We start from the raw sequence: 20337 nt of genomic DNA on the forward strand, positions 1-20337 counted from the left end.
TAGAGGGGGGGCAAACAGGCTGCAAGCAAGGGGCGTCAGGGCGGCCCTCACCGCGACGCTTTGCCATCAACCCGCCAGGTGTGCCGCAACGCGCTTTCCGCCCGCAGCGCTGCCGGCAGCAGGTCATCCGGCAGGTCCTGATAACTCACCGGCCGCACAAACCGCGCAATCGCCAGACTGCCAACCGAAGTGGTCCGGCCATCCGACGTAGACGGCCATGGCCCGCCATGCACCATCGCATGCCCGACCTCCACCCCGGTGCCGAAGCCATTGACCAGGATGCGTCCCGCCAGCCGTTCCAGCGACGGCAGCAGCGTGCGCGCCGCGTCATGGTCGGCGGCATCGAGATGCAGCGCGGCCGTGAGCTGCCCTTCCAGCGCCTCGGTCACTTGCCGCATCTGCGCCACGTCGCGGCAACGCACCACCAGCGAGGCGGCGCCGAAGACCTCGTGGCGCAGCGCAGCGTCAGCGAGGAAGGCCTCGGCGCTGGTGCTGAACAGAGCGGCCTGGCCCTGCAGCGTGTTGCCGGCCTGTCCGCGCGCTACCGTCCGTACCTGCGGATGCTGCGCGAGCGCGTCCACGCCGCCACAGTAGGCGTGCAGGATGCCGGGCGTCAGCATGCTCTGCGCGCCGATGCGCGCCAGGCTGGACGCAGCCGCTTCCAGGAACCGCTCCAGGCCTTCGCTTTCCACTGCCAGCACCAGGCCGGGGTTGGTGCAGAACTGGCCGGCGCCGAGCGTCAGCGAGCCGGCAAAGGCCGCGCCGATGGCCTCGGCGCGGTTAGCCAGCGCGTTGGGGAACAGCAGCACGGGATTGATGCTGCTCATCTCCGCGAACACGGGGATCGGTGCCGGGCGCGCCGCGGCGATCGCCATCAGCGCGGTGCCGCCGGCGCGCGAGCCGGTGAAGCCGACTGCCCGGATGCGCGGGTCTGCCACCAGGCTCTGGCCGACTTCGCGGCCGGCATCGAACAGCAGCGAGAAGGTGCCTTCGGGCAGGTCCAGCTCTGCCACCGCCTGCTGGACCGCGCGGCCCACCAGTTCCGAGGTGCCCGGATGCGCCGAATGCGCCTTGACCACGACCGGGCAGCCGGCGGCCAGCGCTGAAGCCGTATCGCCGCCCGCGACCGAGAACGCCAGCGGGAAATTGCTGGCGCCGAACACCGCCACGGGGCCCAGCGGGATATGGCGCAGGCGCAGGTCGGGGCGCGGCAGCGGCTGGCGCTCGGGCTGGGCCGGATCCACGCGCAGCTCCAGGAAATCGCCCTGGCGCAGCATGCCGGCGAACAGTCGCAGCTGGCCGACGGTGCGGCCGCGCTCACCTTCGATGCGGCCGCGCGGCAGGCCGGATTCGGCGACGCAGCGGTCTACCAGCGCGTCGCCCAGCGCGAGGATGTTCGCGGCGATTGCTTCGAGGAAATCGGCGCGGCGTTCCGGCGAGATCTCGCGATAGGTGTCGAAGGCTTGCCAGGCGAGGGCGCAGGCCTGGTCGAGCTGCGCCGGCGTGGCGCCGCCGAACGCGGGTTCGAGGGTGGCGCCGGTGGCGGCATCGATGCCGTGGAGGGAGCCGTTGGTGCCGCGGATGGATTGGCGGCCGATCAGGAGGTTGCCGGTTAGGGTCATGTTGGGATCTGGGAAAGTGTGGTTGGTCATGGCGCTTGCAGGGGTGGTGCCATGGCGAGATGTGGGGACTTCGTGGAGGCTCCGGCCCTCACCCGGCCCCTCTCCCGCAAGCGGGAGAGGGGCCGGGTGAGGGCCGGCGCTGCTCGATGCGAAGCGCTGCCAAATGACTGCGCGCTGCTCACTGCCCCCACCGCAACACCAGCGGATCCAGCCGACGCGCCACCTTCAGCAGCCCTTCCCGCGTGGCCGGATGCATCGGCTGCAGCGGATGCCTTACCGCATCCGAGGCAATCACCCCGCCTTCCTTCATCAGCGCCTTGCTGGTCGCCAGCCACCCTTGCCGGTTCTCGTGGTTGATCAGCGGCAGCCACTGCTGGTAGCGCTGCGCCGCCAGCTCGGCGTCGCCGGCCTGCCAAGCATCCAGGATCTGGCGGATGCCGTCCGGGAAGCCCGCGCCGGTCATCGCGCCGGTGGCGCCCGCTTCCAGGTCGGCCATCAGCGTGATGGCTTCTTCGCCGTCCCAGGGGCCGACGATGGCGTCGCCGCCCAGCTCGATCAGCTCGCGCAGCTTGGCCGCGGCCTGCGGCACTTCGATCTTGAAGTACGAGACATTGGCCAGCTCGCGCGCCATGCGGGCGAGGAAGGGCGCGGACAGCGTGGTGCCGCTGACCGGCGCGTCCTGGATCATGATGGGGATGTCGATCGCGGCGGAGACCGTGGCGAAGAACTCATGGATGCCGCGCTCGGGCACGCGGATGGTGGCGCCGTGGTAGGGCGGCATCACCATCACCATGGCGGCCCCGGCGTCCTGCGCGGCGCGGCTGCGTTCGGCGCAGATGCGCGAGCTGAAATGCGTGGTGGTGACGATCACCGGCACGCGGCCGTCCACGTGCTCCAGCACGGTCTTCATCAGCACGCTGCGCTCGTCGTCGCTCAGCACGAACTGCTCGGAGAAGTTGGCCAGGATGCAGATCCCGTGCGAGCCGGCGTCGATCATGAAGTCGATGCAGCGGCGCTGGCCGTCGAGGTCGAGGCCGCCGTGCTCGTCGAAGATGGTCGGTGCGACCGGGAAAACACCTCGGTAGACAGGCGGCTGGGATCGGGTCATGGTCTCCTCCTTGCGGCTGGCACGCGGCCGACGCGGGTTCTGGGCAGTCAATCGGGTCGGGCCAATATACGAGCGGCGCAGCGGCGCTGTATATTGAAAGCTTTCCATCTGGTGATCGCTTTTGCGACTCACCTTGTCCTAGCATGAAATCCACCCTGGACACCCTTACCGGCCGCCTGCGCATGAAGCAACTGCAACTGCTGATCGCGCTGGACGAGCACCAGTCGCTGCACCAGGCCGCCGCCGCGATGGCGATGACCCAGTCGGCCGCCAGCAAGTCGCTGCAGGAGCTGGAAGGCATGCTGGAAGCGCCATTGTTCGAGCGCTCCAGGCGCGGCATGCGCCCCAACGCGTTCGGCCATTGCGTGATCCGCCATGCCCGGCAGCTGGTGGCGGACCTGAGTGCGATGTGCGAGGAAGTGGCCGGCATCCGCGCGGGCAGCGGCGGGCGCGTCGCCGTCGGCGTGATCATGGGCGCGGTGCCGGATGTGCTGGTGCCGGCGCTCGAGCAGCTGCGGCAGGCGCACCCGGACCTGGCGCTCGAGATCATCGAGGACACCAGCCTGCGCCTGCTCGGCCAGCTCGACGACGGCCATCTCGACCTCGTGCTCGGCCGCTCGCTGGTCAGCGACGAACCCGGCAAGTACCGCTACCACCCGCTTGGCGACGAGCAGGTGTCCGTGGTGGTTGGCCACGCGCATCCCGCGCCCCGTGCGCGCACCATGGACTTCGCTGATCTCGCCGGTTATCGCTGGATCACATACACCGGGCACATGCCGATGCATGCGCTGCTGCAGCGCGAACTGGACCATGCCGGCGTCAGCTTTCCCGCCAATGCGATTTCCACGTCGTCGGCGCTGATCACCGTGGCGATGCTCCAGCGCGATGCCGGGCTGGTGTCGCTGCTGCCGGCCAGCGTGGCGGCGCTGTTCGTGCGCCAGAAGATGCTGCGGATCCTGCCCGTGCACCTGCAATCGCGCCAGCAGACCTTCGGCATCGTTACGCGGCGTGGCGGCGCCTTGTCCGCTTCCGCGCGGCAGCTGGTGGCGATCCTGAAAGCGCAGGCAGGGAAGGCGGCGGAGGTATAACGCCAGGTGATCGCCAGTTCAAAAAACGTCAGTAGTAGCGAATCGCTGATGCCCATATAGTCTGCTCATCCGCGCCACCAGAGCCGGACAGCAAAATGGAGACAGCGATGAAGACACGGATTGCCGGTGCACTGGCCGGCCTGGCCACAGTGGCTGCTGCAATGACGACCAGCGCCTGGGCGCAGGACACCCGGCCGGTGCGCCTGATGGTGGGCGCCGCGCCCGGCGGCGGCACCGACGTGATGGCGCGCATCGTCTCCGACAAGCTTGCCGCACAGCTGAAGCAGCCCGTCGTGGTCGACAACCGCCCCGGCGCCTCCAATACCATCGCCGCGGACATCACCGCCAAGGCCGCGCCGGACGGCAACACGCTGCTGATGGGCGTGGTCACCTCGCAGGCGATCGCGCCGCACCTGCTCAAGCTGCAGTTCGACCCGCTCAAGGACCTGGCGCCGGTGGCGCTGGTGTCGTCGGTGCCCAACGTGCTGGTGGTCAACAACCAGGTCACGGCGCGCGACGTCAAGGCGCTGGTCGCGCAGATCCAAGCGAGCCCGGACAAGTTCCGCTTCAGCTCGTCGGGCGTCGGCAGCACCCAGCACCTGGCCGGCGCCGCGTTTGCGCGCCAGATCCAGGGCAAGCTGCTGCACGTGCCGTACAAGAGCAGCAGCAGCGCGCTGGTCGACCTGATGGGAGGCCAGGTGGACATGAGCTTCGAGACCATGCCGTCGGTGATCAACCATATCAAGGCCGGCAAGCTGCGCGCGCTGGCGGTGACCGCGGACAAGCGCTCGGCGCTGCTGCCCGATGTGCCGACGCTGGCCGAGGCCGGCGTGCCGGGCATCCAGATGAATGCCTGGTACGGCGTCTATGCGCCGGCCGGCACGCCGCCCGCCACGCTGCAGAAGCTGGGTACCGCGCTGTCGACCGTGATCAGGGATCCCGATACCGTGCGCAAGCTGGCCGACGTGGGCGCCGTGCCCGGCACGCTGACTGCCGCGCAGTTCGATGCCTTCTCGCGCGCGGAGTACGCGCGCTATGGCAAGCTGATCGCAGAGCTTGGCGTCAAGCTCGACTGAGCCCGTATTTCAAGAGAACTTCATGACTTCACGTCCACGAATCGCGATGGTGCTGGGCGATCCCGCCGGCATCGGCCCCGAACTGATCGCGCGCCTGCTGGCCGATCCGGCCACCAGCGAACAGGCCGACATCCTGCTGATCGCCGACCGCGACGAATGGCGCCGCGGCATGCAGGTGGCGGGCGTCGAGCTGGCGCTGGCAGAGACCGACACCCTCGGGTTCGCACCCGGCGCGCCGCGCCTCTACCACTGGGAACTGGACGGCAGGCCCGCGTATCCGCGCGGCGCGTCCAGCGCCGAGGGCGGCCGCTACAGCCTGGGCACGCTGTCGCTGGCGCTGCAGCTGGCGCAGTCGGGCCAGGCCGATGCGATCCTGTTCGGCCCGCTCAACAAGAGTTCGCTGCACGCCGCCGGCATGGACCATAGCGACGAGCTGCACTGGTTCGCCGAGCAGCTTGCCTACCACGGCGATTTCTGCGAATTCAACGTGCTCGACGGCCTGTGGACCTCGCGCGTGACCTCGCACGTGGCGCTCAGGGACGTGCCGGCAATGATCACGCTGGAACGCGTCGGCGCCGCCATCGACCTGATCGACCAGGCGCTGCGCCGCGCCGGCATGGCGAGCCCGCGCATCGCCGTGTGCGGCCTGAACCCGCACAACGGCGACAACGGCGCCTTCGGCCGCGAAGAGATCGACGTGATCGCCCCGGCCGTCGCCGCGGCGCGCGAGCGCGGCGTGAATGCCGCAGGCCCGTTCCCGGCCGACACCATCTTCCTGAAGGTGCAGGGCGGCCCGGCGCAGCGGCAGTTCGACGCCATCGTCACCATGTACCACGACCAGGGCCAGATCGGCATCAAGCTGATGGGCTTCTCGCGCGGCGTGACGGTGCAGGGCGGGCTGCCGGTGCCGATCACCACGCCGGCGCACGGCACCGCGTTCGATATCACGCAGCAGGGCCGCGCCGACCCCGGCGCCACGCAGCAGGCGTTCCAGATCGCCTGCCGCATGGGCGCGCAACGGCGCGCCGCCGCAAACGCCTAGCCTCTCTCATCAATCCATACCGGATCCAGCATGACCGCCCCCGGCGCGGCCGGGGAGCGTTCGCGCCAACGCATTGCCATCAGGAGTTGAACATGAAGATCACCAACGTCCGCGCCCGCGTTTTCGAATGGAAGGGCAAGACCGTGCCGCCGCAGGCGCATTTCTGCACCAACGCCACCGACATCCTGTTCGAACGCGGCGATGCCATGGGCTCGTTCCGCTTCCACGGCTGGATGGTGGTCGAGGTCGAGACCGACACCGGCCTGGTCGGCATCGGCAACTGCGCGCTGGCCCCGCGCGTGGCCAGGCAGATCGTCGACGAGTACCTGGCGCCGGTGGTGCTCGGCCAGGACCCGTTCGACAACGAGTACCTGTGGCAGAAGATGTATCGCCGCACGCACGCCTGGGGCCGCAAGGGCATCGGCATGGCGGCGATCTCGGCGGTCGACATCGCGCTGTGGGACCTGATGGGCAAGGCCGTCGGCAAGCCGGTGTTCAAGCTGCTGGGCGGGCGCACCAAGGAAAAGATCTGGTGCTATGCCTCCAAGCTCTACAACAACGACGACCGCGATGCCTTCCTGGCAGAAGCGCAAGGCTACCTCGACCAGGGCTTTACCGCGATGAAGATGCGCTTCGGCTACGGCCCCAAGGACGGCCCCGCCGGCATGCAGAAGAACATCGAGCAGGTGCGGCTGCTGCGCGAGCTGGTCGGCGACGGCGTCGACATCATGCTGGAGTGCTACATGGGCTGGACGCTGGAATACGCGCGCCGCATGCTGCCGCGCCTGGCGGAGTTCAACCCCCGCTGGCTGGAAGAGCCGGTGATCGCCGACGATATCGAAGGCTATGTCGAGCTGAAGAAGGCAAGCCCGTTCCCGATCTCCGGCGGCGAGCACGAGTTCACCTCATACGGCTTCAAGGACCTGCTGGAGCGCCGCGCCGTCGACGTGATCCAGTACGACACCAACCGCGTTGGCGGCATCACCGCTGCGCAGAAGATCAACGCGATGGCCGAGGCCTGGTCGGTGCCGGTGATCCCGCACGCGGGGCAGATGCACAACTACCACCTGACCATGGCGTCGACCGCATCGCCGATGTCGGAGTACTTCCCCGTGCACGACGTCGAGGTCGGCAACGAGCTGTTCTACTACATCTTCAGGGGCGATCCGGCGCCCGACAACGGCTACCTGCAGCTTGACGACAACCTGCCGGGACTGGGGCTGGAGTTGAACGAGGCGTACTTCAGCCAGTTCAACATCATCGGCTGACGGGCCCTGGCGCACTACAATCAAGAGGCGCAATGCCCTTGTTGCCCTTGTCCTGGAGTTCGCCATGGCCAGATCCCGCCGTCTGCTGGCCGCCTGCGCGGCGCCCATCGGCCTGATGTGTGCCCTGAGTACCATCAGTGCCTTCGCCGCGTCGCCCGCCGGAACGCTGACTGTTTCCTTCCTCCATCCCGAAACCTACACCGATGCCGCCTACCGCAGCGCATACGGCAGCGACCGCGAGCGCGCGCAGGTGATGAACGATATCCACAGCCACTTCGACGAGCTGGCGGCGCGCTACCTGCCGCAGGGTTATGCGTTGAGCATCGAGGTGCTCGATGTCGACCTGGCGGGACATTTCGAGCCATGGCGCGTGCGCGGCTATGACGTGCGCATCGTGCGCGATGTCACCTGGCCGCGCATGACGCTGCGCTATGCACTGCGCGGCAGCGACGGTGCCGTGATCGGCAGCGGCGAGCAGCGTATCTCCGACCAGAACTTCAACATGGGCGTCAACGTCTACAGCCAGAGCGACAGGCTGCGCTATGAAAAGGCGATGATGGACCGCTGGTTCGACGAGACCGTCAGGCGCCGGCTTGCAACGCGCCAGACGGGGCAAGGATGATCTAGCGCCTGCCCGCCGCGGGCGCGCAGCATTGCGCGCAGTTACGGCCGCCGCTTCTTCCACTCATAGTCGGGCGGCGGATCCGCCGCGCCGGCGCGCCCGACCGAGTTCGGGTTCTCCGAGCACAGGGTGACAAAGCTCACCGGCTCGCCTGCATGCTGGCGCTGCCGCAGCGCTTCGGTAAAGTGCAGCGCCTCGCGCATCGCATCGCTGGGGAATGACTGCGCGTGGGGACTGAGTCCGGCGCCGCTGGCTTCGGACCAGTAGACCATGTACATGAGTTCTCCTCGTCATTGCCGGCAACGTACCGGACACTGCAACCTTCATTCCCGATGCGGCGTTGCCGCGGGGCCGCATGGATGCCCTGCGGATTGCAATCCCTTCCTGCGCGCTTTGCAAGGATTTGCACCTGGCGTTGCCATATACATAAAATATGGATGGCTCTTGATGCATATATTTTACGTGCGCAAAGCGCGGTGATACCGTCTCGCTCCAGCATTCCCGGCCGCATCGCGGCACGACGCGAATGCATACGGAGGAGACAAGCATGGCAAGGCATCAGGCTTTACACCGCGGCCGCAGGGGGCTGCGGTGGTTCGCCGCCGTCCTGGCGGCAACGCTGCTGGCCGCGGGTTGCGGCGGTGGCGACGATGCGCCGGTGGCGCAGGACCCCGGCGCTGCCAACGGCGCCGCGCCCGGCGGCGATCCGGGCGCGGGCGGCGAGGCGCCCGCGCTGTCGGCGCTCGACGCCTGCAACGCGCTCCAGGGCATGCCGATCCCGGCCGCGCAGCTGGCGCTGGCCACCGGTGGCGCCACCGTGAGCGGCGCCACGCTGATTGCCGCGGGCGCGGCGGGCAACACGCTGGGCGAGTACTGCCAGGTGCGCGGCGCGATCGCGCCGGTGGATCCGGCGGCGCCGTCGATCCTGTTTGCGGTGAACCTGCCGACGCAATGGAATGGCAAGGGCATCCAGTTCGGCGGGGGCGGCTTTGACGGCAGGCTGATCGACGGCACCGAGACCGTGCGCTTCGCCATGCCCGACGACCCCGCGCCGCTGGCGCGCGGCTATGCCACCTGGGGCGACGATTCGGGCCACCAGAGCAGCAGCATCACCGACGGCCGCTTCGCGGTGAACGACGAGGCGCTGCGCAATTACGGCGGCGACACGCTGAAGAAGACCCATGACGTGGCGCTGGCGCTGATCCAGGCGCGTTACGGCAAGGCGCCGCAGCGCGCGTATTTCCTCGGCACCTCCACCGGCGGGCGCGATGCGCTGTCCTATATCCAGCGCTGGCCGGCCGACTATGACGGGGTGATCGCCAACGAGCCGGCACTCAACTACACCGGCACGCGGCTCTCGAACGTGGCGGTGGGACGCGCGCTGTACCTGAACAACGGCGCGGGCTGGCTCAACCTGAACAAGACGCTGCTGGTGCAGGATGCCGCGATGGCGGCGTGCGACCGCCTGGACGGCGTCGCAGACAAGATCGTCAGCAACGTCGAAGGCTGCCGCGCGGGCGCGCAGCAGGTGCTGGCCGGCCTGCGCTGCGCGGGCGGCGCCGACGCGGGCGACAGCTGCCTGTCGGATGCGCAGATCGCCACGGTCAAGGCCATCGAGGCGCCGCTGCAGCTGAACTACCCGCTCGCCAATGGCGTGACCGTGGCGGGCGGCTACAACCTGCTGGAAGGTGCGCTGGTGGCGGGCCCGTTCACTTCGCGCGATCTCGGCACGCGCCCCGTGCCGGGCAATCCGGCCACTACCGCGGACGCCAACATGTACGTCACCGGCGACCAGTGGGTGAAGTACTTCATCGCGCGCGACGCGGGCTTCGATGCGCTGACGTTCGATCCCGCCAGCCCGGGCAGCTGGACCGCCCGCGTGCAGGCCGTGTCGGCGCTGACCGATGCCACCAACCCCGATATCTCGGCCTTCCTGGCGCGCGGCGGGCGCCTGGTCCTGCTGCACGGGCTGGCCGACGAGGTCATCAGCCCCAATTCCACGATCGCGTGGTTCCAGGCGGTGACGGCCACGGTGGGGCAGGGCGCGGTCGACCAGGGCATCCGCTTCTACACGGTGCCAGGCATGGGCCACGGCACCGGCAGCTTCCTGCCGGCGTGGAACTCACTGACGGCGCTGGAGAACTGGGTCGAGCTGGGCGCGGCGCCGGGCACGCGCACGGTGATGGACACCAACGCGCAGACCTATGGCCGCACGCGCCCGCTGTGCCAGTACCCGGCATGGCCCAAGTACAAGGGCAGCGGCAGCGCGGATGCGGCGGTCAACTACACCTGCGAAGGCGCCAGCGGCGTGGTGCAGGCCTGCCTGAACCTGCCGTCGGCGGCGACTGCGTACAAGGGCGGCAATACCCTGGGTGAAGAGCTGACGGTCTCGGTGGACCCGGCCACGCTGCAATACACCGTGACGGTCGATGCGAGCCTGCAGCGCGCCGCCGGCACGCAGCGCAGCGGACGGCTGTCGCCGCAGGGCGGCTGCACCTATGCCAGCGACGAGAACGGCGCCCGCTTCACCTTCGGCGGCGGCGGCGTGGTCACCGGCGGGGTGGTGCCGGCTTCGGGCGCGGGCTTTGCGCCGCTGCTGGCCTTCCGGAACGTGTCGTCGGACTACAAGGCCGTGGCGGACATCTACAACGTCAACGGTATCCAGTACGCGGCAGCGGACCACGCCGCCACGGTGCGCAACGGCGCGGCGCGGCTGCGCTCGTCGGCGGCCACCTGGCAGACCTGCCAGGATCCCGGCACCGGCGGCTTCATCGTCTACGACGCGGCCTGCACCGCCACCACCAAGGGCTATATCGCGTGGAATGCGGCGCGCAACGCCTTCGACTACATGGTCGGCGGCACCATCGCGGCCAATGACGGCACGCTGTCCGGCTCGCTCATCAGCGGCATGGTCAACGGCAAGCCGGTGCCGCTGGTGCTGACGCGCTCCGCGACGGCCTATGGCATGAGCGTCTACACGCCGCAGCCCGCCACGCTGCCGGTGGGCGCGGCGGACGGCACCTATCGCCTGCAGGGCACCGACGGCATCCTGGCGGATGCGGACCTCGCGGGTGCCACCATCGTGCGTGCCGGCGCCAGCGGCGCGCTTGCCTACAACCTGCCGGTGGCGGGCGTGATGGCCGCAAGCGGCGATGTCAGCGGGTTCTATACCGCCAGCGGCGGGGTGCTGGCCGGCACCGCCGGGACGCGCTTCGAACTGGGCGTGATGTACTAGCCCACGCCCGGCTCAGGCGTCGGCCGCCTTTGCCGGCCGGCGCCGGTGCCGCGCGGCCAGCCGGTGCGTGAGCGCGACCAGCGCGGCCAGCGCCGGGTCGCCGCCCTGCGCGGCGTCCTCGCGATAGCCCAGCGTCAGCGGTGCGCGCAAGCGGTCCGCTTCCTGCATGGGGCAGTAGGCCACGCCGTGGCGGTTCAGGCTGGCCATCGAGCCCGGCACCACGCTGACGCCGGCGCCGGCAGCGACGAGGTTCAGGTTGGTCAGCATGCGCTCGACCTCGGCGCCCACGCGCGGCGTGAAGCCGAGCGCCTCGCAGGCGCGCAGCAGGTCGTGGTACATGCCCGGCGCGCCGGGGCGGCGTACCAGGATGAAAGGGTCGGCGGCCAGCTCGCGCAGCGACACCGGCGCCGTGGCCGCGATGCCCGCCGCCTGGCGCTTGCGCAGCAGCGGGTGGTCCAGCGGCAGCGCGATCACCATGTCTTCTTCCAGCAGCAGGTCAAAGCGCACGCCTTCCGGATGCTGCACCGGCGCACGCAGCAGCGCGGCGCTGAGGGTGCCGTCGGCCAGGCGCTCGATCGCCTCGGCCGCATTGCATTCGGTGAGCGACAGCGCCACGCGCGGGAACCGGCGCCGGCACTCGCGCAGCACCTCGGGCGTGAGCCGGTGCGCCGCGGCGGAACTGGTGAAGCCGATCGCCAGCGACCCTTCGTCGCCGCGTGCCAGCCGCTGCATGCGCGCGCGCATCTGCGCGATGCGGCTGAACAGGTCTTCGGCGTCGTCGCGCAACGCCAGTCCGGCCGGGGTCAGCGCCACGCCGCGCGGCTGGCGCTCGAACAGGGCCACGCCCAGTTCGGCCTCGAGCGCCTTGAGCTGCTGCGACAGCGGCGGCTGCTGGATGCCGAGCTGCTCGGCCGCACGGGTCACCGAGCCATGCTCGGCCACGGCGAGGAAATAGCGCAGGTGCCGGAGTTCCACGTTGGTATATGTCAAATATATGGGATTGGCAGTAAGTATATATTTTTCAAGGTCGATGATCTGCCCTAACATCAGCCGCATTCAATACAGGAGACAGGAGACGCCCATGCTTTCAGCCTTCGCCAATGCCTTGCCAGCAAGCCCGGCCCTTCGCCTCGCTTGCGCGGCGGTCACGGCAGCCGTTATCGCCGGTTGTGCCGCCACGCCTCCGGGTACAACCGCGGCTGCCAGGCCTGCCGAAGCCACCAAGGTCGACACCGGCAAGCCGCACTGGCAGCGTGTGCACCTGGGCGCGGGCGCCGGCTATGACTTCCCGGTGTATGCGAATCACCGGCTCGACGGCGACCTGTCGCGCATCCGCGAGGTGGTGTTCGTGCAGCACGGCCTGCAGCGCAACGGCGATGACTACTACGCCGCCGGCGCGGCCCTGCTCAAGGCCAGCGGGCGCAATCCCGGCGAGGTCCTGCTGATCGCGCCCAACTTCCCCGGCACGCCGGACCAGGGCAAGGGTTTCGACGGCATGCCGCAGTGGTCGGTACAGGGCTGGATGAGCGGCGAGAACGCGGTCGACGCGCGCTTCCCGGTCAGCTCGCTGCAGCTGCTGGACGACCTGCTGGCGCTTGTCACCGACAAGGCGCGGCTGCCGCAGGTGAGCAAGGTGACGGTGGCGGGACATTCCGGCGGCGCGCAGATCGTGCATCGCTATGCGGTGCTGAACAACGTCGACGAGCGCATCCGCGCGCGCGGCATCGACCTGCGCTACGTGGTGGCCAATCCCTCGTCCTATCTCTATTTCACGCCGGTACGGCCGGCGGGCCCGGATGGCAAGTCGTTCGCACCCTATGACAAGACCGCCTGTCCTGACTACGACAAGTACCGCTACGGCATGCAGGACATCGTGCCCTATGCGCAGGGTGCCAGCGGCCTGTCGCTGTACCGGCGCTACATTGGCCGGCAGGTGACCTACCTGGCCGGCACCGAGGACAACGACCCCAACCACCGCGTGCTCGACAAGGCGTGCGGCGCCGAAGCCGAAGGGCCCACGCGGCTGCAGCGCGCGCGCGGCTACCTGCGCTACGAGCGCTACCTGGCCACGCCTGGCCAGGTGAGCCGCCACCAGGCGTATGAAGTGGTGGGCGTGGGCCATGACCAGGCGCGCATGTTCGGTTCGCAGTGCGGGGCCAGGGCGGTGTTCGGCATGGCGGAGTCGGCCAATCCGGACGGTGCTGCCTGCCGCGCACCGCAGCTCTGACGCACGGGAACGCCGGGGTTTGCCCCGGCAGCCAGTCCCGCCCGCGCGGTGCTAACATGCAGCGGTCCGCCGTCTGCCGGCGGATGGTCCCTGCCCAGGTGCGGGGCCTGCTTCCATGGAATCGCGCCTCCGCATGCTTCAGCCCAAGCCGCAGCGCGACGCCTGGCACGCCGCGGCGCAGCCGCCCGGTGGTCCGGGTCGACCTGCTGGCCATCGTCCATCCCCTGCACGAGATTGCCTTGCCGCCCTGCCGCGGCCGCGCCGGCAATGGCTGCGCCTTGCCTGCGCTGGCCTGCTCGCGGCGGCGACGGGCGGTGGGGCAGTGCCCCGCCGTGCCTCGGCCGCGGAACCGGCTCACCTGGTCGTCGGGTATGGCGCTGGCGGGGGTGCGGACCATGTCGCGCGCGTGGTTGCCGACAGCCTGGCCGCCGACGGCTATCCCGTGCTGGTCGAGAACCGCGCCGGTGCCGCGGGGCTGGTGGCGCTGCAGGCGGTGCTGCGCGCGCCGGCCGACCGCTCCGTGCTGCTGCTGGGCACGGTGGGCTCGGTCAGCATCGCCCCGCTGCTGTCGCCCCATGCAGCCGGTGCGGACCGGCTACACCCGGTCGCGGTGCTGGCCGCGACGCCGCATGTGCTGCTGACCAGCGGCGCCGCGCCCGCCGGGCTGGCGCCGGACGCCGAACTGCATGCGCGGCTGGCCCGCGCGCGGCGCAGGCCGGGGGAGCTGGCCTTTGCCTCGCTTGGCATCCATTCCAGCGCCCACCTGGTGGGTGCGCTGATGTGCCGGCAGGCCGGCGTCGAGATGGCCCATCTTCCCTATCCCGGCAGCGCGCGCGCATTGACCGACCTGCAGGGCGGCCATATCGAGATGCTGGTCAGCACGCTGCAGGCCGCGTTGCCGCTGCTGCGCCAGGGCAGGGTGCGGGCCCTGGCCGTGACGGGTGCGCGTCGCAGCCCGCTGGCGCCATCCACGCCCACCTTTGCCGAGGCCGGTATCGCCGGCATGCATCAGGCCGCGTGGTACGGGCTGCTGGCCGCACCGGGCATGCCCGGCGTGCAGTACGAGGGGCTGGCCCTGCGCATGCAGCGGCTGCTGCGGGACGAGCCGGCCTTGTCGCGGCGCCTCGGCCAGGGTGGCGCCGAGCCGCTGGCGCTGACCGGCGCCGCGGCGGCCGCCTACCTGGCCGCGCAGCGTGACATGTGGCGCGAGGTGATCGCGCAGGTGCGGGAGCGGCTGGAATAGTGCCTGATGCCGGAACGCACCAAGAAAAAACCCGCGGCAACCGCGGGTTCAAGTCCCTGCCCGCAGGATCGGGCTCGGAGGAGACAACCACAGGAAAAGCCGGGGCGTCAGTCAGTTCAGGCTGTATTTGACGACCTGTTCTTCGACGCCGACAAAACGTACCAGCTGGCGCAGGCCGCTGGCGTATTCCTTGATGTGGTGCCCGTCAGGCGTATCGGGCAACCGGTAGTAGATCGGGGCCTTGTTCGGGGCCGTGTCGCGCAGCGGCGCCAGCAGGCCGGGCAGGCGTTCGCCGGCATCGGCTTCCCAGGCGACGTCGCGCTCTTCGGCAAGCATGGGTTTTCCGGTCATGGGCATACTCCAGATTCGGTGCATGGTGCGGCCGGGGACGGATTTTTCTTGCTCGCACAGGTTTCAATGTATGGAATGTATGGCAAGTAACGCAAAAATGCCATTCAGCATTATTTAATTCTGTCTGCCGCAAAATTTCTAAACTGCCAGATTTACCGAATATATGCCCGCGCTTGCAGATATTGCCGGATTGCGGCGATCCTTGCATCACGCTTTGCCGACACCGTGGAGGGTTGCGCTAACATAGCGCCAGTTTTTGCGGTCCGTGGCGCACCGGCACGACCGGCACTCGCGCCGCATGGCACTCCGCAACCATCAACCGCCCCCGACGGGCCATTGCCCAGACGCATGTCGACCCAGCACGCCTTGTTGATTTCCCTGCTCGAAAAGCCGTCGTCCGGTTACGACCTGGCGCGCCGCTTCGACCGCTCCATCGGCTATTTCTGGCATGCCACCCACCAGCAGATTTACCGGGAGCTGGGGCGCATGGCCGACAGCGGCTGGATCGCTGCCGACGAGAGCGAGGCGGTGGAAAACGAGGGCGCCGCCACCGACCGCAAGAACCGCAAGAAGGTCTACCGGGTGCTGCCGGCCGGGCGCGACGAACTGGTGCGCTGGGTGCTGGCGCCCGGTGCCGCGCTCGACCAGCGCGAGGAAATCCTGGTCAAGCTGCGTGCCGATGCCGCGATCGGGCCGCTCGGCCTGGGCGATGAAATGCGCCGGCTGATCGCGCTGCACCAGGCACGGCTCGAGACCTACCTCGCGATCGAGCGCAAGGATTTCTCCGCGCCCGACATGGACCGCGCGCAGCAGTTGCGCTATGCGCTGCTGCGCCGGGGCATCCGCTTCGAGCAGGACTGGGTGGCGTGGGGCGAAGACCTGCTGCCGCTGCTGGAGCGGCAGTCGGCGTAGCGCGCCGCGCGCCAAAGCAAAACGCCGGCCTTGCGGCCGGCGTTCTTTATTGGGGCTTGGTCAGGCTCAGGCCACGTCAACTGCCCGCGCACCCGCCTGGCTGGCTTCGCCCAACCCCAGGCGCCGGCGCGCCAGCGCATACTCCTCGGCAAAGCGCCGCACCAGCTCGCCCGCCGGCACCACGCGCTTGATCGCGCCCACGCCCTGGCCGGCGCCCCAGATATCCTTCCACGCCTTCACGCTGGTCGAGCCGAAGTTCATCTTGGACGGATCCGACTGCGGCAGCGCCTGCGGATCCAGGCCCGCGCGCTCGATGCTGCCGCGCAGGTAGTTGCCGTGCACGCCGGTAAAGAGGTTGGAGTAGACGATGTCGCCGGCGCTGCTGTCGACGATCATCTGCTTGTAGCCGTCCTGCGCGTTGGCTTCCTGCGTGGCGATGAAGGCCGAGCCGATGTAGGCCAGGTCGGCGCCCGCGGCCTGCGCGGCCAGGATGGCGTCGCCGCTGGAGATCGCGCCCGACAGCAGCAGCGGGCCGTCGAACCATTCGCGGATCTCGTGCAGCAGCGCGAACGGCGACAGCGTGCCGGCATGGCCGCCGGCGCCGGCAGCCACCGCCACCAGCCCGTCGGCGCCCTTCTCGATGGCCTTGCGCGCGAAGGCGTTGTTGATCACGTCGTGCAGCACGATGCCGCCGTACGAGTGCACCGCGTCGTTGACTTCCTTGCGCGCGCCCAGCGAGGTGATCACGATCGGCACCTTGTAGCGCACGCACAGCTCCAGGTCATGCTCGAGCCGGTCGTTGGACTTGTGCACGATCTGGTTGACCGCGAACGGCGCCGCCGGACGGTCCGGATGCTTTGCGTTGTGCTCGGCCAGTTCGGTGGTGATGCGGTCCAGCCATTCCTCCAGCCTGGGCGCCGGGCGCGCGTTCAGCGCCGGGAACGAGCCCACCACGCCGGCCTTGCACTGGGCAATCACCAGGTCGGGGTTGGAAATGATGAACAGCGGCGAGCAGACCACCGGCAGCGACAGCCGGTTCTGCAGCAGGGCGGGGAGGGCCATGGGTGAAGTCTCCTGGGTAGTACGGTGAGGCAAAAAGAATCTGGCGGGCGCGGGCGGCAGCCTGGCCGCTTACGCGGCACCGGTCAGCACGTCCTTCTGGCTGGCGAGGCGCGCGCTCATGGCGGCGGCCAGCGCCTCCAGCCCCGAGCGCGGGCGCACCATCACTTCGAATTCGGCAATATGGCCGGCGTCGTTGAAGCGGATCATGTCGATGCCCTTGAGCGCCTTGCCATCGACCGTGGCGCTGAATTCGAGCACCACGCTGTGGCCGTCCTCGCTGACAAAGCTGCGGTGGTAGCGGAAATCCCGGAACACCTGGTTCACCGTGGTCAGCACCAGCGCGATCGCCGCACGGCCGGGATAGGGCGTATGCGCGACCGGCGAGCGGAACACGACCTCGTCGGCGACGATGGCGTCGAGCCCGGCCATCGAATTGGTGGCAATCAACTGGTGCCAGGTGTCGAGCGAGGCCTGCGCTGCGGGAATCAGCTGGGTGGTGGTCATTGCGGTCTCCTTGGACGGTCACGGCATGCGCCGGCTACCTTGCGTTCGTGTTCTTGTGTTCTTGTCTTATGCAACCAGTTGCATAGTGAATCGAAAGGTAGCATGCGCTGCTGCCCTGCGCAAGCCGGCATTGGCCCCGCGCCATGCCGGGAGCGCCCCGCAGTGACGGGTTGGCTACAATAGGCGGCATCGCCTAGCGGAATCCCAGCCGCGCCCGCAGCCACCGGCAGGAGAAGTCAGTGACCACTAAGTCGACCGGTAAGTCGACCGCCCACCAGCCCGGCCAGGCAGCGCTGTTCGATGCCGACCTGGCCGCCTGGCGCGCCCATCCCGAGCGCGCCTTCGACGGCTGGCTGGCGCGGCACGGCTTCCGCCACGGCACCAGCGTGGTGTACCGCGCCATGTGGGGCAAGCTGCTGCGCTGGTCGGCCGAGCGCGGGTTGCCGCCGCTGAGCTGGTCGGCGGAGCAGATCGGCGAATTCCTCGATGCCCAGCAGCTGCACAAGTCGCACCGCTACCGCTATGCGCGGCTGATCGAGCGGGTGTTCCACCATCTCTCCCAGTTGCGCGAGGGCATGCACAACCCGGGAAGCCAGGCGGTGCGCGCGCACCTCGCCGAGGGCGAGAACGACCCCACTGCCTTCCTGCTGCCGGGCGAGCGCGACCTGCTGGTGGCCCGCATCCTGGGTCCGGCCGGCGTGCCGCCGACGGTGGAGGAATGCCGTGCGGCATCGCCGACGCAATGGAAGCGCGCGCGCGATGCCGCCCTGGTGGCGGTGTTGCTGGGTGGGGGACTGAAGGTGGGCGAAGCGCGCGCCCTGCGCCTGGAGGCGATCGACGATGGCGCCCCGGGCAGGATGGCGCTGCGCATGGTGCGTCCCGACAATGGCCGCGCCTATACCGCGCCGCTGTTCGCGCTGGCGCATGCACCGCTGCGGGCGTGGCTGGCGCTGCGCGAGGCGTCGGGCACGCTCGGCAGCCTGCTGTTCCCGGCCATGCCGTCAGGCCGGCCGATGCACGCGGCTTCGGTCTACCGGCGCGTGGAAATCCTGCTCGACGAAGCCGGCGTGCTGGCCGGCCGCCATGAGCGGGCCTCGCCGCAGACCTTGCGCAATACCTGCGCGGCCATGCATTTCGAGGCCGGCACGACGCCGGCCGAGGTGGCGCAATGCCTGGGCATGCGCGACCTGGAATCGGGCTGGCGGCTGCATGGCGCGTATGAGGCCTGGCAGGCACGGGCGGGGCTGGTGGCCCAGGCGAGCGACAGGCAGTCCTGATGAATGCGGCGCCGCCATGCTTGTAACTGTGTGTGCCAGCTGACCGGGCGCGGCTGACGCATCGTGGATAATAGACGACACTACCGCCTGCGCGGGCTCAATGTGCGGCATCAGGCATTGCACGATGGCGCTTGAGACCCCCCGCCGCGAATCGAAATCCGACGCTTATTTCCCATGCCCGAAACCCTGCTCCTTACCGGCGCCACCGGCTATATCGCCTCGCATACCTGGGTCGCGCTGCTCCATGCCGGCTACCACGTGATCGGACTGGATAATCTGTGCAACAGCAGCCCCGTGGTGATCGAGCGGCTGGCCGCCATTACCGGCAAGACCCCGGATTTTGTCCAGGGCGACGTGCGCGACCGCGCCTTGCTGGACCGGCTTTTTGCCGAACACCGCATCAGCGGGGTGATTCATTTTGCCGCGCTCAAGGCAGTGGGCGAATCGGTGAGCCAGCCGCTGCAGTATTACAGCAACAACCTCGACGGCCTGCTGACGGTCTGCGCCGCCATGGGCGCGGCCGGGGTGAAACAACTGGTGTTCAGTTCCTCAGCCACGGTTTATGGCAATCCTCACACGGTGCCGATCCTGGAGGACTTCCCGCTGTCGGCGACCAATCCGTATGGCCAGACCAAGCTGATGGGAGAGCAAATCCTGCGCGACCTGGAAAAATCGGATCCGGCATGGCGCATTGCCTACCTGCGCTATTTCAATCCGGTCGGCGCGCATGAAAGCGGGCTGATCGGCGAGGATCCGCGCGGAATCCCGAATAACCTGATGCCATACGTGGCGCAGGTGGCCGGCGGGCGCCGCGAGAAACTGATGGTATTCGGCGGCGACTATCCCACGCCTGACGGTACCGGCGTGCGCGACTATATCCACGTGTGCGACCTCGCCGACGGCCACCTCGCGGCGCTGGTCTACCTGCGCGACCAGGGGCGCGGCATGACCGTCAACCTGGGCACCGGCCGCGGCTACAGCGTGCTGGAAGTGGTCGAGGCCTACCAGCGGGCCAGTGGCCGGCCGGTGCCGTATGAGATCGTGGCGCGCCGCCCGGGCGATATCGCCTCTTGCTATGCCGATCCCGCGCTGGCCAACCAGCTGCTGGGATGGCGCGCGCAGCACGGCATCGAGCGCATGTGCCAGGACTCATGGCGCTGGCAGTCGATGAACCCGCACGGGTTCGGCGCCTGAGCGGCAATTCCGGCAAAACACACCAAACAAAAACGCCACGGCTTGCAACCGTGGCGTTTTGGCATGCGTCGGAGCCGGGCTTCAGCGAATCAGGAAGTCCTCGACAGCCTTGCCCTGGGCCAGGGCCTGGGTCAGCCAGCCCGGACGCTTGCCGCGGCCGGTCCAGGTATTGCCGGCGCTGTCGCGATAGCGCACCGGCACCTTGCGGTTGGCCGCCTTCTTGCCGGCCGGCGCTTTCGCGCCAAAACCCAGGTCTTCCGCGGTCAGGCCATATTGCTCGATTTTCTCGCGAATATCCGAGATCACCGAAGCCTGTTCGCGCGCCTTGATTTCCTCGGCTTGCTTCTGCAGTTCACTGATTTTCTGAACGATTTCCTGATAAGTCGCCATTGCGTCCTCGGTTTTCGGTGGGGTGATATGCGTGGGTGTCGGCACAGCGGGGTGTCGCGCAAGGTTGCGCCGTGTTGCGCTGTCGGTGTGCTGAAATGCTGAAAACAATTATAACG

19 protein-coding genes are annotated in these 20337 nt (G+C 68.8%); 11 read left to right on the forward strand and 8 right to left on the reverse strand.

Annotated features, from left to right (window positions below; translation table 11 throughout):
• Positions 1–47: 47 nt before the first annotated feature.
• Both JTE92_RS00945 and JTE92_RS00950 read right to left on the reverse strand, forming a co-directional pair.
• Positions 48–1622, reverse strand: a complete 1575-nt coding sequence (locus JTE92_RS00945; protein WP_063241093.1) for an aldehyde dehydrogenase (NADP(+)) — start codon at positions 1620–1622, stop codon at positions 48–50.
• Between the two features lie 178 nt (positions 1623–1800).
• Entirely contained in the window at positions 1801–2730 is a 930-nt protein-coding gene (locus JTE92_RS00950) for a dihydrodipicolinate synthase family protein (protein WP_063241041.1), read from the reverse strand.
• A gap of 143 nt (positions 2731–2873) precedes the next feature.
• Between JTE92_RS00950 and JTE92_RS00955 the strand changes: the two genes are divergently transcribed.
• From JTE92_RS00955 to JTE92_RS00975, 5 genes are all read left to right on the forward strand, one after another.
• On the forward strand, positions 2874–3818 hold the full coding sequence (locus JTE92_RS00955; RefSeq protein WP_063241040.1) for a LysR substrate-binding domain-containing protein: 945 nt from the start codon (positions 2874–2876) through the stop codon (positions 3816–3818).
• Between the two features lie 107 nt (positions 3819–3925).
• Positions 3926–4894, forward strand: coding sequence for a Bug family tripartite tricarboxylate transporter substrate binding protein (locus JTE92_RS00960; protein WP_063241039.1), 969 nt, complete (start codon positions 3926–3928; stop codon positions 4892–4894).
• A 22-nt stretch (positions 4895–4916) separates the two neighbouring features.
• A complete protein-coding gene (locus tag JTE92_RS00965) occupies positions 4917–5936 on the forward strand; it encodes a 4-hydroxythreonine-4-phosphate dehydrogenase PdxA (RefSeq protein ID WP_063241038.1) in 1020 nt (339 codons plus the stop codon).
• A gap of 92 nt (positions 5937–6028) precedes the next feature.
• The gene (locus JTE92_RS00970; protein WP_063241037.1) at positions 6029–7204 is read left to right on the forward strand and encodes an L-rhamnonate dehydratase; all 1176 of its coding nucleotides are present in this window, start codon (positions 6029–6031) and stop codon (positions 7202–7204) included.
• Positions 7205–7268: 64 nt separating this feature from the next.
• Positions 7269–7826 carry a DUF3016 domain-containing protein gene (locus tag JTE92_RS00975; protein ID WP_063241036.1) on the forward strand — a complete coding sequence of 186 codons (558 nt, stop codon included), beginning with the start codon at positions 7269–7271 and terminating at the stop codon, positions 7824–7826.
• A 41-nt stretch (positions 7827–7867) separates the two neighbouring features.
• On the opposite strand, the gene JTE92_RS00980 is transcribed toward JTE92_RS00975, so the two are convergent.
• Positions 7868–8104 carry a hypothetical protein gene (locus JTE92_RS00980; protein WP_063241035.1) on the reverse strand — a complete coding sequence of 79 codons (237 nt, stop codon included), beginning with the start codon at positions 8102–8104 and terminating at the stop codon, positions 7868–7870.
• Positions 8105–8373: 269 nt separating this feature from the next.
• On the opposite strand from JTE92_RS00980, the gene JTE92_RS00985 reads away from it, so the two are divergent.
• Positions 8374–11061, forward strand: coding sequence for a tannase/feruloyl esterase family alpha/beta hydrolase (locus tag JTE92_RS00985; RefSeq protein WP_063241034.1), 2688 nt, complete (start codon positions 8374–8376; stop codon positions 11059–11061).
• 12 nt (positions 11062–11073) lie between these two features.
• Here JTE92_RS00985 and JTE92_RS00990 read toward each other — a convergent pair whose 3' ends face one another.
• On the reverse strand, positions 11074–12036 hold the full coding sequence (locus tag JTE92_RS00990) for a LysR family transcriptional regulator (protein WP_063241092.1): 963 nt from the start codon (positions 12034–12036) through the stop codon (positions 11074–11076).
• A 106-nt stretch (positions 12037–12142) separates the two neighbouring features.
• Here JTE92_RS00990 and JTE92_RS00995 point away from each other — a divergent pair, with 106 nt between their 5' ends.
• Positions 12143–13288 carry an alpha/beta fold hydrolase gene (locus JTE92_RS00995; protein WP_063241033.1) on the forward strand — a complete coding sequence of 382 codons (1146 nt, stop codon included), beginning with the start codon at positions 12143–12145 and terminating at the stop codon, positions 13286–13288.
• 322 nt (positions 13289–13610) lie between these two features.
• Positions 13611–14531, forward strand: a complete 921-nt coding sequence (locus JTE92_RS01000; protein ID WP_169834847.1) for a Bug family tripartite tricarboxylate transporter substrate binding protein — start codon at positions 13611–13613, stop codon at positions 14529–14531.
• A 111-nt stretch (positions 14532–14642) separates the two neighbouring features.
• Here JTE92_RS01000 and JTE92_RS01005 read toward each other — a convergent pair whose 3' ends face one another.
• Entirely contained in the window at positions 14643–14882 is a 240-nt protein-coding gene (locus JTE92_RS01005) for a hypothetical protein (RefSeq protein ID WP_063241031.1), read from the reverse strand.
• A 348-nt stretch (positions 14883–15230) separates the two neighbouring features.
• On the opposite strand from JTE92_RS01005, the gene JTE92_RS01010 reads away from it, so the two are divergent.
• Positions 15231–15794 carry a PadR family transcriptional regulator gene (locus JTE92_RS01010; RefSeq protein WP_063241030.1) on the forward strand — a complete coding sequence of 188 codons (564 nt, stop codon included), beginning with the start codon at positions 15231–15233 and terminating at the stop codon, positions 15792–15794.
• A gap of 66 nt (positions 15795–15860) precedes the next feature.
• Here the strand turns inward: JTE92_RS01010 and JTE92_RS01015 are convergent, their stop codons facing one another.
• Complete coding sequence (locus tag JTE92_RS01015) at positions 15861–16856, reverse strand: NAD(P)H-dependent flavin oxidoreductase (RefSeq protein ID WP_063241029.1); 996 nt, start codon at positions 16854–16856, stop codon at positions 15861–15863.
• A gap of 69 nt (positions 16857–16925) precedes the next feature.
• The gene (locus tag JTE92_RS01020; protein WP_063241028.1) at positions 16926–17360 is read right to left on the reverse strand and encodes a nuclear transport factor 2 family protein; all 435 of its coding nucleotides are present in this window, start codon (positions 17358–17360) and stop codon (positions 16926–16928) included.
• A 239-nt stretch (positions 17361–17599) separates the two neighbouring features.
• Here JTE92_RS01020 and JTE92_RS01025 point away from each other — a divergent pair, with 239 nt between their 5' ends.
• Both JTE92_RS01025 and galE read left to right on the forward strand, forming a co-directional pair.
• Positions 17600–18637 carry a tyrosine-type recombinase/integrase gene (locus tag JTE92_RS01025; protein ID WP_063241027.1) on the forward strand — a complete coding sequence of 346 codons (1038 nt, stop codon included), beginning with the start codon at positions 17600–17602 and terminating at the stop codon, positions 18635–18637.
• A gap of 174 nt (positions 18638–18811) precedes the next feature.
• Positions 18812–19831, forward strand: a complete 1020-nt coding sequence (gene galE, locus JTE92_RS01030; protein ID WP_063241026.1) for a UDP-glucose 4-epimerase GalE — start codon at positions 18812–18814, stop codon at positions 19829–19831.
• 81 nt (positions 19832–19912) lie between these two features.
• Here the strand turns inward: galE and JTE92_RS01035 are convergent, their stop codons facing one another.
• A complete protein-coding gene (locus JTE92_RS01035; RefSeq protein ID WP_063241025.1) occupies positions 19913–20221 on the reverse strand; it encodes an H-NS histone family protein in 309 nt (102 codons plus the stop codon).
• Positions 20222–20337 lie beyond the last annotated feature (116 nt).

Source organism: Cupriavidus oxalaticus, from assembly GCF_016894385.1.
In the GTDB taxonomy this organism is placed as follows: Bacteria; Pseudomonadota; Gammaproteobacteria; order Burkholderiales; family Burkholderiaceae; genus Cupriavidus; species Cupriavidus oxalaticus.